The sequence below is a fragment of the Pseudomonas sp. 2VD genome, assembly GCF_005503585.1.
GTDB lineage: Bacteria > Pseudomonadota > Gammaproteobacteria > Pseudomonadales > Pseudomonadaceae > Pseudomonas > Pseudomonas aeruginosa.
Genome location: NZ_SCND01000031.1, coordinates 16,141 through 30,399, shown reverse-complemented (window position 1 = coordinate 30,399; position 14,259 = coordinate 16,141). Strand labels below are relative to the sequence as shown.

The following is a 14,259-nucleotide window of genomic DNA, read 5'->3' as shown; positions in this document are numbered from 1 at the left end:
GAACCGCGGCGCCTATCTCGCCGAAGGCCTCGGCCATTGCAGCGCCTGCCACTCGCCGCGCAATGCGCTCGGCGCGGAAAAGTCCGGCAGCGCGCACTTCGCCGGCGGCGAGGCGGAGGGCTGGACCGCGCCAGCCTTGAACGCCAGTTCGCCGGCGCCCATCGCCTGGAGCGAGGAGGCCCTCTACGCCTACCTCCGCCACGGCTATTCGGCCTACCACGGGGTCGCCAGCGGGCCGATGGCGCCAGTGGTCGGCGAAGGCCTGGCCAAGCAGTCGGACGAGGACCTGCGGGCCCTGGCCCATTACCTTGCGTCCTACGCCGCTGCCCCGGCCGGGGAAACCGATCAGCAACAGGCGCAACGCCTCGACCGGCAGGGCTACGGCCGCGTGCAACCGCCCAGCGGCAGCGGCGCGCGCCTGTTCGCCGGGGCCTGCCTGGCCTGCCACCATGACGGCGACGGACCGCGCTTCTTCGGCGTGCGTCCATCCCTGGCGCTGAACAGCAATGTGCATGCGGACAGCCCGGACAACCTGCTGCGGATCATCCTCGACGGCATCCACAGCCCGGCCACCGGCGACCTCGGCTATATGCCCGGCATCCGCCATAGCCTCGACGACCGGCAAGTCGCCGCCCTGGCCAACTACCTGCGCGAGCGTTTCGCCGGCAAGCCCGCCTGGCCGGACCTCGCGGCCAAGGCGGCAAGCCTGCGCCAACAGGCGGCGCCCTGAAGCATGCGGCTCAGTTGGGCAAGCGCAGGGAGCGGGCGAAACAACCGGGGGTCTGGCCGAAATGACGCTGGAACAGGCTGATGAACGCCGAGGTGGAGTCGTAGCCAAGGTCGCTGGCCACCCGCGTCACGCTGGCGCCCTCCTCCAGCGCGGCGACCGCGTTGAGCAGACGCAGGCGCTGGCGCCACTCGCGAAACGACAACTGGGTCTGCTCACGGAACAGCCGCGCCAGGGTCCGTCGGGAAGCCCCCACCAGTCCCGCCCAATCCGAGATGCCGCGCGGATCGGCGGGATCCGCCTGTAGCGCGTCGGTGATCCGGCGCAAGCGCGGGTCGCCAGGCAACGGCAGGTTCAGCGGCGCCTCGCGAAGGCGCCCGACCTCATCGGCGACCACCTGCATGAGACGCTCGGCCTCGCCACCCGGCGGATATTCACGGGGAAATTCCGCCGCCCGCAGTAACAGTTCGCGCAGCAGGCCGGACACCTCCAGTACCCGGCAACCGCCGGGCAGCGAACGATCCAGGTAGAGACTGCGGAACAGCACAGGGTTGCAAGCCTCCGCGGCGTGCCGGACGCCCGGCGGAATCCACAGCGCCCGCTGCGCCGGCACCAGATAGCTGTGCCGCTCGGTGCTGGCGCGCAAGGTGCCGCTGGCGGCGTACATCAGTTGGCCCCAGGGGTGGTCGTGCATCTCCACCCGGTGCCCGGCGGGCATCTCGAAGGCGCGCAGATACACCGCGCAGGGCAGGCTGCGGAATCGCGGCAGGTCGCGTTCTTGTCCCGTTTGCGGCATCGGTTGTCCCCATCCGTCGAGTGAGCGGTGCGTGGCCGATGGTAGCGTGTGGCTCCCCATAGACAAACCGGAGCCACGCCATGAGCAGTCATCGCCCGCAACATCGCCTGTCCGTTCCCGATATCCAGCGCCGCAAGGGTGCCGGCAGCCTGGTGGCGCTGACCGCCTACAGCACGCCCATGGCCCGCCTCCTCGATCCGCACGCCGACCTGCTGCTGGTCGGCGATTCGCTGGGCATGGTGCTCTATGGCATGCCCAGTACCCTGGGAGTGAGCCTGGAGATGATGGTCGCCCACACCCTGGCGGTGATGCGCGGCAGCCGGCGCGCCTGCGTGGTGGCCGACTTGCCGTTCGCCAGCTACCAGGAATCGCCCCGACAGGCGTTCCGCAACGCCGCACGCCTGCTGGCCGACAGCGGCGCCCAGGCGGTGAAGCTGGAAGGCGGTGAGGAAATGGAAGAAACCGTGGACTTCCTGGTACGCCGTGGCATACCGGTGCTCGCCCATATCGGCCTGATGCCGCAGCAGGTCAACGCCATGGGCGGCTTCAAGGCCCAGGGGCGTGACCCGGAAAGCGCCGAACGGGTACGCCGCGACGGCCTCGCCATGCAGCGCGGCGGCGCCTTCGCGGTGGTCATCGAAGGCGTAGGCGAGCCGCTGGCCCGTCGCCTTAGCGAAGAACTGGCGATCCCCTGCATCGGTATCGGCGCCTCGCCGGCCTGCGACGGCCAGGTACTGGTCAGCGAGGACCTGCTCGGGCTAAGCGGCGAACAGGTACCGCGCTTCGTCGAACGCTACGCGCGCCTCGACCGGGAAATCGACGAGGCGGCCCGGCGCTTCGCCGAGGACGTGCGCGAAAGGCGCTTCCCCGAGGCCAGGCATTGCTTCGCCATGCGCGAGTGAGCCGGCGGTCTCAGGCGAAGACTTCCGCCAGCAGGTCATCCATCGCCTGGAAGGCACGCCGGGAGGTCCTGGCGTCATAGTGCATCTTGCCCGGCACCTTGGCGTTCGGATCGGTGAAGGAATGCACCGCGCCGCCGTAGCTGGTGAGCTGCCAGTCGACGCCGGCATCGGTCATCTCCCTGGCGAAGGCCGGCAACTGCTCGCGCGGCACCAGCGGATCGGAGGCGCCGTCGAGGACCAGTACCGCGCCCTTGATATTCCTGGCATGCGCCGGGTCCGGCGTATCCAGGGTGCCATGGAAGGACACGAAGGCCTTCAGCTCGGCGCCGTCGCGAGCCAGCTCCAGCGCGCAGCAACCGCCGAAGCAGAAACCGAAGGCGGCCTGGCGGGTCGTATCGACAGCCGCGAGCGCCTGTCCGCGCAAGGCCGCCAGCGCTGCCTGCATGCGCTTGCGCAGCAGGGCCCGGTCGTTCTTCAGCGGCATCATCGCCGCGCCCGCCTCGTCGCCGTTCTGCGGACGCACGTCCCTGCCGTAGAGGTCCGCCACCAGCACCACGTGCCCACGGCCAGCGACCTGCCGGGCGATGTCCAGCGCGGCGGCGCTCACGCCCATCCAGTTCGGCGCCATCAGCAGGCCCGGGCGCGGCCCCGCGTGGCTGGCGTCGTACACCAGTTGACCTTCGTACGGCTGCCCATCGATGTCGTAGGCGACCGGCTCTACACGAATCTCACTCATGGGTACTGCTCCTGCGAGAGTTGGAAAAGACAAAGCCCGCCGAAGCGGGCTTTGTCGGGGCTACTGCTTAAGCGGACAGCTCCACCAGCAGCTTGTTCAGTCGGCGTACGTAGGCGCCCGGATCCTTGAGGCTGTCCCCCGCGGCCAGGGCGGCCTGGTCGAAGAGAATATGCGACAGCTCGCCGAAGCGGTCCTCGTCCGGCTCCGCATCCAGCTTCTCGATCAGCGGATGCTGCGGGTTGATCTCGAAGATCGGCTTCGAGTCCGGCACTTTCTGCCCGCTGGCCTCGAGGATCTGGCGCATCTGCAGGCCAAGGTCCTGTTCGCCGATGGCGAGGATCGCCGGCGAATCGGTCAGGCGGTGGGAGACGCGGACTTCGCTGACCTGCTCGTCGAGCACCTTCTTCAGGCGCTCGATCAGGCCTTCCTTGCTCTTGGCGACTTCTTCCTGGGCCTTCTTGTCCTCTTCCGAGTCCAGGCTGCCCAGGTCCAGGTCGCCGCGGGCGACATCGACGAACTGCTTGCCGTCGAACTCCGGCAGGTAGCTCATCAGCCACTCGTCGATGCGATCGGTGAGCAGCAGCACCTCGATGCCCTTCTTGCGGAAGACTTCCAGGTGCGGGCTGTTCTTCACCTGCGAGTAGCTCTCGCCGGTGAGGTAGTAGATCTTGTCCTGGCCTTCCTTCATCCGACCGATGTAGTCGGCCAGCGCTACGCTCTGCTCGCCCGAATCGTCGCCGGTGGAGGCGAAGCGCAGCAGGCCAGCGATCTTCTCCTTGTTGCCGAAGTCTTCCGCCGGGCCTTCCTTGAGGACCTGGCCGAAGTTCTTCCAGAAGGTCTTGTACTGCTCCGGCTCGTTCTTCGCCAGCTTCTCCAGCATGTCCAGCACGCGCTTGGTCAACGCCGACTTCATCGAGTCGATCACCGGATCCTTCTGCAGGATTTCCCGGGAGACGTTCAGCGACAGGTCGTTGGAGTCGACCACACCCTTGATGAAGCGCAGGTACAGCGGCAGGAACTCGTCGGCCTGGTCCATGATGAACACGCGCTGTACGTACAGCTTCAGGCCTCGCGGCGCTTCGCGATGGTACAGGTCGAACGGCGCACGGCCCGGCACGTAGAGCAGCGAGGTGTATTCCAGCTTGCCTTCGACCTTGTTGTGGCTCCAGCTCAGCGGGTTCTCGAAGTCATGGGCGACGTGCTTGTAGAACTCCTGGTATTCCTCGTCCTTCACCTCGGCGCGCGGACGGGTCCACAGCGCGCTGGCGCGGTTGACCGTTTCCCATTCCGGCTCGGCCGGCTTGTCGGCCTCTTCGCCGTGGAATTCCTTGGGTAGCTCGATCGGCAAAGCGATGTGATCGGAGTATTTCTTGATCACGTTGCGCAGGCGCCAGCCATCGGCGAACTCCTCCTCGCCCTTTTTCAGGTGGAGGACGATGCGGGTGCCGCGCTCGGGCTTGTCGATGGTGGCGACGTCGAACTCGCCCTCGCCCTTCGACGACCAGTGCACGCCTTCGCTGGCCGGCTGGCCGGCGCGACGGGAGTAGACGTCGACCTTGTCGGCGACGATGAAGGCGCTGTAGAAACCGACGCCGAACTGGCCGATCAGGTGCGAATCCTTCTTCTGGTCGCCAGACAAGTTCTTCAGGAAGTCGGCGGTCCCGGACTTGGCGATGGTGCCCAGGTGAGTCACCACATCCTCGCGGCTCATGCCGATGCCGTTGTCTTCCAGGGTGACGGTGTTGGCTTCCTTGTCGAAGCTGACGCGGATCTTCAGCTCGGCGCCGCCCTCGAGCAGCTCGGGATTGGCCAGGGCTTCGAAACGCAGCTTGTCGGCGGCGTCCGAGGCGTTGGAAATCAGCTCGCGGAGGAAGATTTCCTTGTTCGAATAGAGAGAATGAATCATCAGGTGAAGCAGTTGCTTCACTTCAGTCTGAAAGCCCAGTGTCTCTTTTTGGGTTTCCACGCTCATCGCTCCAAGCTCCATCAATGACATAAGCCGCGTACCACGGCGGATGTCCCCTAGGTGGGGCCTTCTTCCGGCTTTTCAAGCGCTTATGCGAAAAAACCGCGCACCGTCGTGCGACGACTAGCGTTCGAGCAGTTCGAGACGGGCGATCTCCGCCGGGCGCAACAGGTAGCTCGCCTCCCCCGCACCGGGCATTTCCCGGCGGATCACCAGGCGCCCCTCGCTGTCGAGGCCGGTGAAACGGCCCACGGCGATACGCCCGCGTACCGTAGTGGCCTTGACCAGGCGCTGGCTGTAGCGCTGCGGTTCGACCTGGACCAGCTCCAGGTCGAGGGTGGCGTTGCCCGGCGCCGGCAGCGCCTGCGGCTCGGGCGGCGCCGCCGCGGCCACGGTCGCAGGCTCCGCCGGCAAGGCGGGGAACGCGTCGCCGCGCACCGTCCACTCCCGCCGGGCGTTCTTCTCCAGCGTCAGCTCCAGCACCTGAGTCTGGCCGGCCACCAGGGCCTCGATACGCAGCGGCCGCGCATGGCTGGCCGCGCGCCAGGACGGCGCCCGCACGAGGCTGACGTCGCGGCTGGCGAAGCGTCGCTGCAGATAGTCGCGCAAGACCAGGGCCAGGGTATCGTCGGAGTCGTAGCCCAGGTCGACCTTGCCGTGCCGATAGCGCAGCCGGTCGGTATACAGCTCGACGTGGCCGCTGAGGGTGGTCCGGTAGTCGCTCGGCAGGCTCAGGTGGAACTCGCCCTCCAGGCGGTTCGGCGCCTTGGGCCGCAGGTCCAGGTGCAAGGTATAGCCACGCAGGAGACGACGCGCCTCGGGCAGGTCCTGCTCCGGTTGCAGCCAGCTCAGCTCGACTTCTGGCAACGCGCCGCCGTCCTCGGGCAGCACGTCCAGGCGCAGCGCCCCGAGCGGCTGTGCCGGAAGGCGGATCTGCAGCTCGCGCTGGGCGTAGAAATCGTGCCCCTGGCGCAGGCTCAGCACGCCGCCGATCAACTCGCCGCTCTGCGGCGCGAAAGGCTTGCCGTTGAACTCCCCGCTGAGCGCGATGGCCAGTTCCGCCGGCGGCCTGGCCTCCGGCTTCAGCCAGCGCAGGCTGAGGATCGCCTCCAGTCGCGCAGCGTCGTGACTGGCCAGCAGCGCCAGGCCGACCACCAGCGGGATGCAACCCAGCGCGGCCAGCCCGACGCCCTTGCGCGCCGTACGCCAGTGCACGCCGATATAGGCCAGTGCCACCGGCGGGAAAAGGCTGCCGTAACCCCACAGCAGACCGGTACCGAAGGCCAGGACGATGACCCAGATATAGCCGGCGACCATCAGCAGCAGGCCGCCCAGAATCAGCAAGGCATCCATCGCGATATCCTCAGCCCACTTTCCGCAGCGTACGGCTCACGGCTCGTCCACCTTGAAATGCGCCCGCGCGGTGGCGATGGGCTCGCCCTGGGTGGTCTGCCAGGCGTTGATCGCGACGTTCGCCACCCGCCGCCCCTGGCGCCATACCTGGCATTGCGCGTAGGTATCGCGGAAGTGCCCGGCACGCAGGTAGTCGATGGAGAAATCGATGATCTTCGGCAGGTGCGGAATGCTCATGAAGGTCAGCAGGTGCAACATCGCCGCATGCTCCATGAAGCCGGCGATCACGCCGCCATGGATGGCCGGCAGGGTCGGGTTGCCGATGTTGTCCTTGTTCGCCGGCAGGCGGAAGACCATGTCGTCGCCCAGGCGCAGGCATTCGATGCCGAGCAGCTTGGCGTACGGGATCAGCTCCACCAGCGGGCTGTAGTCGTTGTTCCGGCGCGCGTCGCGGACCAGTTGCTCGAGGCTGGTCGGGCTCATGCCGCACCTCCCTGCGCGGCCGGCCTGGCCGCCCCGGAGCGAGCCGAACCGCCCATGCGCATGAAGGCGCCGACGACATGGGCGATGGGCTGGCCCGGATCGTCCTGGTAGGCGAAGCCGCGGGTGAAGATCACGTTCGGCGTGACCCGGTAGCACTCGGCGAAGCCATAGACATCCTTGTGCGGTTCGGCGGGATGCATATAGTCGATGCGCAGGTCGAGCGTCGGGCAGATCTCGAAGTCCGGCAGCACGCAGACCGTGGAAATACCGCAGGTGGTGTCCATCAGGGTGGTGATCGCGCCGCCGTGGACGACCCCGCTTTCCGGGTTGCCGATGATCGCCTGGCTGTAGGGCAGGCGCAGGGTCAGTCCTTTCTCGTCGGCGGCCTCGACCGTCAACCCCAGCACCTGGCAATGACGCAAGGCCGAGAGAAAGCGCCGGGCGCGCTCGAGGAGAGGATTTTCCGACATGACGGCGACCTTGCTGGGAGTTTTCTGGAGGGCGAATCATACCCTGCCGCCAAAGCCCCGGCAGCCGGGGTTTTGGACATAACGATCGAAATAGTCGAAGTGTGTGGAACTTCACGCCAGCGCAAATGTTCAAAGGGCTACAACGAGGAAAGCCGCACATGGAGGCTAAACGATGAAAAAGACCGTAACTCTTGCCCTGCTGCTCGCTGCCAGCCTTGGCCTGGCCGCTTGCGACAAGAAAGAGGAAGACAAGGCAGCGGCCCCGGCAGCTCCGGCTACCGAGACCCAGCCGAGCGCTCCGGCTACTCCCCCTGCCGAGCCCAGCGCCCCGGCGCCGTCGAGCGACACTCCGGCAACCCCGCAGACTCCGGCACCGACTCCGGAGCAACCGCAACAGAACCAGCAATAAGTTCTCGTTGACGTACCCTGAAAGAGCCCGCGCAAGCGGGCTTTTTCATGCCCGGGATTCAGCCTCTGGGCACCTCGCCCTCGCCTTCCCGCGGGCTTTCGGCGATTGCGGTCTCGGTGTAGACCATCACCTCCAGCACGTCCGAATGGAACTCGCGGCGATACAGGACCAGCACCACGCCGGCCGTCACCAGCATGAAGAACCAGGAGTTGATGAACCAGGCGAGCATGGCCAGGCCGAAATAGTACGAGCGCAAGCCGAAGTTGAACTGGTTGGCCGCCAGCGAGATGACCCGGGCGGCACGCTCGGCAAAGGATTTGCGCTCCAGCTCGCCGACGTTGCGCTCGCCGATCATCGGTGCCGAGCCGACCAGGATCGCCGCGAAGTTGTACTGGCGCATGCACCAGCTGAAGGTGAAGAAGGCATAGACGAAGACCACTGCCAGGCACAGCAGCTTCAGTTCCGACAGTCCCCGGCTGGCCTCCTCCACGAACGGCAGGTCGGCCAGTACCGAGACGGCGCGATCGGTGGAGCCCAGCAGGGTGAGGATGCCGGCGAGGATGATCAGCGTGCTGGAAGCGAAGAACGACGCGTTGCGCTCCAGGTTGCCGATCACGCTGGCGTCGGCGATACGGTTGTCACGCAGCAGCAGCCGGCGCATCCAGTCCTCCCGGTAGAGGTGCAGGACGCTGGCCAGGCAAGCGGTGTCGCGGCCCTTCCAGGTGGCGTAGCGGGTGTAGCCCACCCAGCAGAACAGGAACCAGAGCGCCGCCAGCAGGTGTTGCGGCAGGTGCCCGTTGAAAATGCCGAGTTCGGCGGTCATGAAAACTCCCTCTTGAGCCGGCCGGGAATCGCCCCGCCGTTGTTTCGCGCCGTTGGGACGCCGCTCGCCGCGGCCAGGACACGACTTTCGTCGGCTCATGAAAAAGGCCGCCCGGAGGCGGCCTTCCTGGGGTTCGCCTGACGTCTCAGGCGACCGCTTCGCGCGGCTTGCCCAGCAGCCGATCGCAAACGACTGCCAGGACCAGCGCAATGGATACCGGCAGCAGCCAGCCAAGGCTCTGATCGGCGAGCGGGAGCTTGGCGAAGACGTCCGGCACCCACCCGTTCAGCTTGGCCGCCCCCAGCCCGTCGACGATGCCGAAGAGCAGCGCGACGATCATCACCGGCACAAACACCCGCGGGGCCGACACCCAGAGCCGGTCGAACAGGCTCAGGGCGATCAGCACGATGGCGAGCGGATAGAGTCCCACCAGAACCGGTACCGAAAGGCTGATCAACTGGGTCAGTCCCTGGTTGGCGACCAGCAGGCTGAACAGCGAGAACACGATCACCACCGTCTTGTACGAAACCGGCAGCAGGTCGCTGAAGAACTCGCCGCACGCCGTGATCAGCCCTACCGCCGTGGTCAGGCAGGCCAGGGTGATGACCACCGCCAGCAGCAGGCTGCCGGAAACGCCAAAGGTCTGCTGCACATAGGCGGTGAGGATCTGTACGCCATTCTGGGCGTCGCCGGCGATGCCCTGGCTGGTGGCGCCAAGATAGAACAGCGCCAGGTAGACCAGGGACAGGCCGGTGGCGGCGATGACCCCGGCGATCATGGAATAGCGCGTGACCAGCCGGCTGTCGCTGATGCCGCGGTCGCGAATGGCGGTGGCGATGACGATACCGAAGACCAGGGCACCGAGGGTATCCATGGTCAGGTAGCCCTGCAGGAAGCCCTGCACCAGGGGCGCGCTCTGGTACTCGCCGGAACTGCTGCCGATCGCTCCCGCCGGCGCGAAGATCGCCGCGCCGCCAAGGACCAGCAGGGCCGACAGCAGCACCGGCGTGATGACCTTTCCGACCCGGTCGACAAGGCGACCCGGGTTCAGCACCAGGAACAGAACCACGGAGAAGTAAGCGACGGTATAGACGAGCAACGGCGCGCCGCCGTCCCCGGTGAAGGGCGCGACGCCCATCTCGAAGGACACCACGGCTGTACGCGGGGTGGCGAACAGCGGGCCGATGGCAAGATAGACGGCGATGGCGAACGCCACTCCCGCGCGCCGCCCGATCGGCTGGGTCAGGCGGCCAATACCGCCTCCGACCCGGGCCAGGGCGACCACCGTCAGCAACGGCAGGCCGACACCGGTAAGGAGGAAGCCGAAAGCCGCGCTCCATACGTGTTCGCCCGCCGCCATGCCGGCACTGGGAGGAAAGATGATGTTACCCGCGCCGAGAAAAAGCGCGAACGTCATGAAGCCAAGGGCGAGCAGGTCGAACCCTTTCAAATGAGTCATAGGAGGATGTACCACTGGCAGAAGTCTCGGTTGTTCGGGGTTTCCCTTTGGGGGTGTTAGGAAACATCGTCCTTCCGGATGAGGAGGACCGGTCAAGCCGCCCGACCCCTTTTGAGGGCCATGTGGCGCTATAGCTGCAGGCGCGCTGGCCTGCGGGATGATGCGTGGCGCGCCCGGGGTTTTGTCGGACACGAACCGTTGGCAATGATAGCGCATCGCGGCAACATTCGTTTGACGGATGCGATAGAACGACGAAGGCCACCGCTGTGAGGCGGTGGCCTTCGTCCTGGAACTCAGAAAACCCGGGAAATCAGGCCTTCTTCACTTCCCAACCGGTCAGCTCGGCCAGGGCCTTGCCGATGTCGGCCAGGGAACGCACGGTCTTCACACCGGCGTCCTGCAGGGCGGCGAACTTCTCGTCCGCAGTGCCCTTGCCGCCGGAGATGATGGCACCGGCGTGGCCCATGCGCTTGCCCGGAGGGGCAGTCACGCCAGCGATGTAGGACACCACCGGCTTGGTCACGTTGGCCTTGATGAAGGCCGCGGCTTCTTCTTCAGCGGAACCACCGATCTCGCCGATCATGACGATGGCTTCGGTCTGCGGATCTTCCTGGAACAGCTTCAGGATGTCGATGAAGTTGGAGCCCGGGATCGGGTCGCCGCCGATGCCCACGCAGGTGGACTGGCCGAAGCCGGCGTCGGTGGTCTGCTTCACGGCTTCGTAGGTCAGGGTGCCGGAACGCGACACGATGCCTACCTTGCCCGGCAGGTGGATGTGACCCGGCATGATGCCGATCTTGCACTCGCCGGGAGTGATCACGCCCGGGCAGTTCGGGCCGATCAGGCGTACGCCCAGCTCGTCGCACTTGACCTTGGCGTCCAGCATGTCGAGGGTCGGGATGCCTTCGGTGATGCAGACGATCAGCTTGATGCCGCCGAATGCCGCTTCCAGGATCGAGTCCTTGCAGAACGGAGCCGGAACGTAGATGACCGAGGCTTCGGCGCCGGTAGCTTCCACGGCTTCCTTGACGGTGTTGAACACCGGCAGGCCGAGGTGGGTGGTGCCGCCCTTGCCGGGGGTCACGCCGCCGACCATCTTGGTGCCGTAGGCGATGGCCTGTTCGGAGTGGAAGGTGCCCTGGCTACCGGTGAAGCCTTGGCAGATGACTTTGGTGTCTTTGTTGATCAGGACGCTCATTACTTACCCTCCGCGGCCTTGACGACTTGCTGGGCAGCGTCGGTCAGGCTGGTTGCCGCGATGATGTTCAGGCCGCTTTCGGCCAGGACCTTGGCACCCAGTTCAGCGTTGTTGCCTTCCAGGCGGACGACAACCGGAACCTTCACGCCGACTTCTTTGACGGCGCCGATGATGCCTTCGGCGATCATGTCGCAACGCACGATGCCGCCGAAGATGTTCACCAGGACAGCCTTCACGTTGCTGTCGGACAGGATGATCTTGAACGCTTCGGTCACGCGCTCCTTGGTCGCACCGCCGCCAACGTCGAGGAAGTTGGCCGGCTTGCCGCCGTGCAGGTTGACGATGTCCATGGTACCCATGGCCAGGCCGGCGCCGTTGACCATGCAGCCGATGTTGCCTTCCAGCGCGACGTAGTTCAGCTCCCACTTCTGCGCATGGGCTTCACGGGCGTCGTCCTGGGACGGGTCGTGCATGGCGCGCAGCTTCGGCTGACGGTACAGGGCGTTGCTGTCGATATTGATCTTGGCATCCAGGCAGTGCAGGTTGCCATCTTTCTTGATCACCAGCGGGTTCACTTCCAGCAGGGCCAGGTCGTAGTCCTGGAACAGCTTCGCCAGGCCGACGAAGATATGGGTGAACTGCTTGATCTGGTCGCCCTTCAGGCCCAGCTGGAAGGCCAGCTCGCGGCCCTGGTACGGCTGCGCGCCGACCAGCGGGTCGATGGTGGCCTTGAGGATCTTCTCGGGAGTGTCGTGGGCGACCTTCTCGATGTCCACGCCACCTTCGGTGGAAGCCATGAACACGATGCGGCGGCTGGAACGATCGACGACGGCGCCGAGGTACAGCTCCTTGTCGATGTCGGTGCAGGACTCCACCAGGATCTTGCTGACCGGCTGGCCGTTGGCGTCGGTCTGGTAGGTCACCAGGTTCTTGCCCAGCCACTGCTGGGCGAACGCCTTGGCGTCCTCTTTGCTCTTCACCAGCTTCACACCGCCCGCTTTACCGCGGCCGCCGGCGTGCACCTGAGCTTTGACGACCCACTCGCTGCCGCCGATCTTGTCGCAGGCTTCTGCGGCCTCTTCGGGGGTGTCTACGGCAAAGCCCTTGGATACAGGCAGGCCGTATTCAGCGAACAGCTGCTTACCCTGATATTCGTGGAGATTCATGCTTGTCTACCGTTATTCGTCTAGGTATTGCGCATTTCGGCGGAGCGCTCGTGGCACCCCACCACCTGTGACCGTCGCTTCGCGAACCACCCGGCTCGCGAAAAAACAGTCCGGCGGCATACGCCCGCGGCCACCTCGCAACGGTCGCCGGCGCTCACCCGCCGTGGTTCTTCTGAAAGTCTGCCGCCTGCGTCATCCCGACGCAGGCGGCAAACCGTGGATTCTACAGAACCCGGACCCGACAAGGCCAGGAACCTGTCCTGGCCTGACGGACGACGCGTCCCGCGTCGCTGTGACGCCCCTGGCGTGAACCGGGGCGTCGGATCACTCAGCGCTTCTTGCGGTTGGCGATGTGGATGGCATGGCCATTCACCGCCAGGGCAGCTTCGTGCAGGGCCTCAGACAGCGTCGGGTGGGAGAAGACCATCATGCCCAGGTCTTCGGCGCTGGTGCCGAATTCCATGCCGATCGCGCCTTGCTGTACCAGCTCGGCGGCGCTCGGGCCGATCACGTGGACGCCCAGGACGCGGTCGGTCTTCGCATCGGCGATGACCTTGACCAGGCCGGTGGTGTCGTTGGCAGCCATCGCGCGACCGCTGGCGGCGAACGGGAAGGTGCCGACGTTGACTTCGACGCCCTCGGCCTTGAGGGTCTGCTCGGTCTTGCCGACCCAAGCGATTTCCGGGTGGGTGTAGATGACCGACGGGATCAGGTCGTAGTTCATCTGCGCCTTGTGGCCGGCGATGCGCTCGGCGACCATCACGCCCTCTTCCGAGGCCTTGTGCGCGAGCATCGCGCCGCGAACCACGTCACCGATGGCGAAGACGCCCGGAACGCTGGTCTTGCAGTGGTCGTCGACGTAGATGAAGCCACGCTCGTCCAGGGTCACGCCGCTGTCGGCGGCCAGCAGGTCGGTGGTCACCGGGCGACGGCCGACCGCGACGATCAGCTTGTCGAAGGTTTCCTTCTGCTCGCCGTTGGCATCGGTGAAGGTCACGGTGACCTGCTTCTTCTTCACTTCCGAAGCGGTCACGCGGGCGCCCAGGCGAATGTTCAGGCCTTGCTTGGTCAGGACCTTCAGGGCTTCCTTGGCGATCTGCTCGTCGGCAGCCGGGAGGAACTTGTCCAGGGCTTCCAGCACGGTCACCTCGGCACCCAGGCGGGCCCATACCGAACCCAGCTCCAGGCCAATGACGCCGGCGCCGATCACACCCAGCTTCTTCGGCACGGCCTGGAATTCCAGGGCGCCGGTGGAGTCGACGATGATGTCGTCGGTCAGCGGGGCCGGCGGGATCTCCACCGGGCGGGAGCCGGAAGCGATGATCACGTTCTCGGCTTCCAGGACCTGGGTCTTGCCGTCCAGACCGGTCACTTCCACCTGCTTGTTGGCCAGCAGCTTGCCGTGGCCTTCGAAGGAGGTCACGCCGTTGGCCTTGAACAGGGTAGCGATGCCGCCGGTCAGGTTCTTGACGATGTTGGCCTTGCGCGCAACCATCGCCGGAACGTCGATGGTGACGCCCTTGGCTTCGATACCATGGACTTTGAAGGCCTCTTTGGCCTCATGGTACTTGTAGGAGCTGTCCAGCAGCGCCTTGGACGGGATGCAGCCAACGTTCAGGCAGGTACCGCCGAGCGCCACCTTGCCTTCCTTGCCGATGTACTTCTCGATGCAGGCGGTCTTCAGGCCCAGCTGGGCAGCGCGGATGGCGGCAACGTAACCGCCGGGGCCGGCACCAATCACTACCACGTCGAATTTCTGGCTCATATCTCA

At 65.9% G+C, this 14,259-nt stretch carries 14 protein-coding genes; 3 read left to right on the top strand and 11 right to left on the bottom strand.

Going from position 1 to position 14,259, the window contains the following annotated elements:
* Positions 1–730 (top strand): c-type cytochrome (locus FFS27_RS05880; protein ID WP_137951949.1); only part of this gene is annotated, 730 nt, incomplete at its 5' end.
* A 10-nt stretch (positions 731–740) separates the two neighbouring features.
* Here FFS27_RS05880 and FFS27_RS05875 read toward each other — a convergent pair.
* The gene (locus FFS27_RS05875) at positions 741–1,523 is read right to left on the bottom strand and encodes an AraC family transcriptional regulator (protein WP_003097919.1); all 783 of its coding nucleotides are present in this window, start codon (positions 1,521–1,523) and stop codon (positions 741–743) included.
* An 80-nt stretch (positions 1,524–1,603) separates the two neighbouring features.
* On the opposite strand from FFS27_RS05875, the gene panB reads away from it, so the two are divergent.
* Positions 1,604–2,425 carry a 3-methyl-2-oxobutanoate hydroxymethyltransferase gene (panB, locus tag FFS27_RS05870; RefSeq protein WP_003087450.1) on the top strand — a complete coding sequence of 274 codons (822 nt, stop codon included), beginning with the start codon at positions 1,604–1,606 and terminating at the stop codon, positions 2,423–2,425.
* Between the two features lie 10 nt (positions 2,426–2,435).
* Here panB and FFS27_RS05865 read toward each other — a convergent pair whose 3' ends face one another.
* The 5 genes from FFS27_RS05865 to FFS27_RS05845 form a co-directional block, all read right to left on the bottom strand.
* Positions 2,436–3,161, bottom strand: a complete 726-nt coding sequence (locus FFS27_RS05865; protein ID WP_003087448.1) for a dienelactone hydrolase family protein — start codon at positions 3,159–3,161, stop codon at positions 2,436–2,438.
* Positions 3,162–3,228: 67 nt separating this feature from the next.
* Positions 3,229–5,133 carry a molecular chaperone HtpG gene (gene htpG, locus FFS27_RS05860; RefSeq protein ID WP_003087446.1) on the bottom strand — a complete coding sequence of 635 codons (1,905 nt, stop codon included), beginning with the start codon at positions 5,131–5,133 and terminating at the stop codon, positions 3,229–3,231.
* Positions 5,134–5,250: 117 nt separating this feature from the next.
* Positions 5,251–6,480, bottom strand: coding sequence for an MFS transporter (locus tag FFS27_RS05855; protein ID WP_058133475.1), 1,230 nt, complete (start codon positions 6,478–6,480; stop codon positions 5,251–5,253).
* Between the two features lie 36 nt (positions 6,481–6,516).
* Positions 6,517–6,963 (bottom strand): PaaI family thioesterase, encoded by a 447-nt coding sequence (locus FFS27_RS05850; RefSeq protein ID WP_003087441.1) that lies wholly within the window; start codon positions 6,961–6,963, stop codon positions 6,517–6,519.
* Positions 6,960–7,433, bottom strand: coding sequence for a PaaI family thioesterase (locus FFS27_RS05845; protein WP_003087438.1), 474 nt, complete (start codon positions 7,431–7,433; stop codon positions 6,960–6,962). Before FFS27_RS05845 ends, FFS27_RS05850 begins: the two co-directional genes overlap by 4 nt.
* A 172-nt stretch (positions 7,434–7,605) precedes the next feature.
* Here FFS27_RS05845 and FFS27_RS05840 point away from each other — a divergent pair, with 172 nt between their 5' ends.
* Entirely contained in the window at positions 7,606–7,842 is a 237-nt protein-coding gene (locus tag FFS27_RS05840; RefSeq protein ID WP_003087435.1) for a hypothetical protein, read from the top strand.
* Positions 7,843–7,900: 58 nt separating this feature from the next.
* On the opposite strand, the gene FFS27_RS05835 is transcribed toward FFS27_RS05840, so the two are convergent.
* The 5 genes from FFS27_RS05835 to lpdA form a co-directional block, all read right to left on the bottom strand.
* Complete coding sequence (locus FFS27_RS05835; protein WP_003111671.1) at positions 7,901–8,665, bottom strand: DUF599 domain-containing protein; 765 nt, start codon at positions 8,663–8,665, stop codon at positions 7,901–7,903.
* Positions 8,666–8,810: 145 nt separating this feature from the next.
* Positions 8,811–10,124, bottom strand: coding sequence for a branched-chain amino acid transport system II carrier protein (brnQ, locus tag FFS27_RS05830; protein ID WP_003106485.1), 1,314 nt, complete (start codon positions 10,122–10,124; stop codon positions 8,811–8,813).
* A 310-nt stretch (positions 10,125–10,434) separates the two neighbouring features.
* A complete protein-coding gene (gene sucD, locus FFS27_RS05825) occupies positions 10,435–11,322 on the bottom strand; it encodes a succinate--CoA ligase subunit alpha (RefSeq protein WP_003087428.1) in 888 nt (295 codons plus the stop codon).
* Positions 11,322–12,488, bottom strand: coding sequence for an ADP-forming succinate--CoA ligase subunit beta (gene sucC, locus FFS27_RS05820; RefSeq protein ID WP_003087425.1), 1,167 nt, complete (start codon positions 12,486–12,488; stop codon positions 11,322–11,324). Before sucC ends, sucD begins: the two co-directional genes overlap by 1 nt.
* A 328-nt stretch (positions 12,489–12,816) precedes the next feature.
* On the bottom strand, positions 12,817–14,253 hold the full coding sequence (lpdA, locus tag FFS27_RS05815; protein WP_003087422.1) for a dihydrolipoyl dehydrogenase: 1,437 nt from the start codon (positions 14,251–14,253) through the stop codon (positions 12,817–12,819).
* Positions 14,254–14,259: the final 6 nt, after the last annotated feature.

What these genes read in the sequence shown, in the direction of transcription:
- sucC (WP_003087425.1), bottom strand. Translation starts at nt 12,488, where the DNA reads ATGAATCTCCACGAATATCAGGGTAAGCAGCTGTTCGCTGAATACGGC.
- FFS27_RS05855 (WP_058133475.1), bottom strand. Translation starts at nt 6,480, where the DNA reads ATGGATGCCTTGCTGATTCTGGGCGGCCTGCTGCTGATGGTCGCCGGC.
- brnQ (WP_003106485.1), bottom strand. Translation starts at nt 10,124, where the DNA reads ATGACTCATTTGAAAGGGTTCGACCTGCTCGCCCTTGGCTTCATGACG.
- FFS27_RS05845 (WP_003087438.1), bottom strand. Translation starts at nt 7,433, where the DNA reads ATGTCGGAAAATCCTCTCCTCGAGCGCGCCCGGCGCTTTCTCTCGGCC.
- lpdA (WP_003087422.1), bottom strand. Translation starts at nt 14,253, where the DNA reads ATGAGCCAGAAATTCGACGTGGTAGTGATTGGTGCCGGCCCCGGCGGT.
- htpG (WP_003087446.1), bottom strand. Translation starts at nt 5,133, where the DNA reads ATGAGCGTGGAAACCCAAAAAGAGACACTGGGCTTTCAGACTGAAGTG.
- FFS27_RS05850 (WP_003087441.1), bottom strand. Translation starts at nt 6,963, where the DNA reads ATGAGCCCGACCAGCCTCGAGCAACTGGTCCGCGACGCGCGCCGGAAC.
- panB (WP_003087450.1), top strand. Translation starts at nt 1,604, where the DNA reads ATGAGCAGTCATCGCCCGCAACATCGCCTGTCCGTTCCCGATATCCAG.
- FFS27_RS05840 (WP_003087435.1), top strand. Translation starts at nt 7,606, where the DNA reads ATGAAAAAGACCGTAACTCTTGCCCTGCTGCTCGCTGCCAGCCTTGGC.
- sucD (WP_003087428.1), bottom strand. Translation starts at nt 11,322, where the DNA reads ATGAGCGTCCTGATCAACAAAGACACCAAAGTCATCTGCCAAGGCTTC.
- FFS27_RS05835 (WP_003111671.1), bottom strand. Translation starts at nt 8,665, where the DNA reads ATGACCGCCGAACTCGGCATTTTCAACGGGCACCTGCCGCAACACCTG.
- FFS27_RS05875 (WP_003097919.1), bottom strand. Translation starts at nt 1,523, where the DNA reads ATGCCGCAAACGGGACAAGAACGCGACCTGCCGCGATTCCGCAGCCTG.
- FFS27_RS05865 (WP_003087448.1), bottom strand. Translation starts at nt 3,161, where the DNA reads ATGAGTGAGATTCGTGTAGAGCCGGTCGCCTACGACATCGATGGGCAG.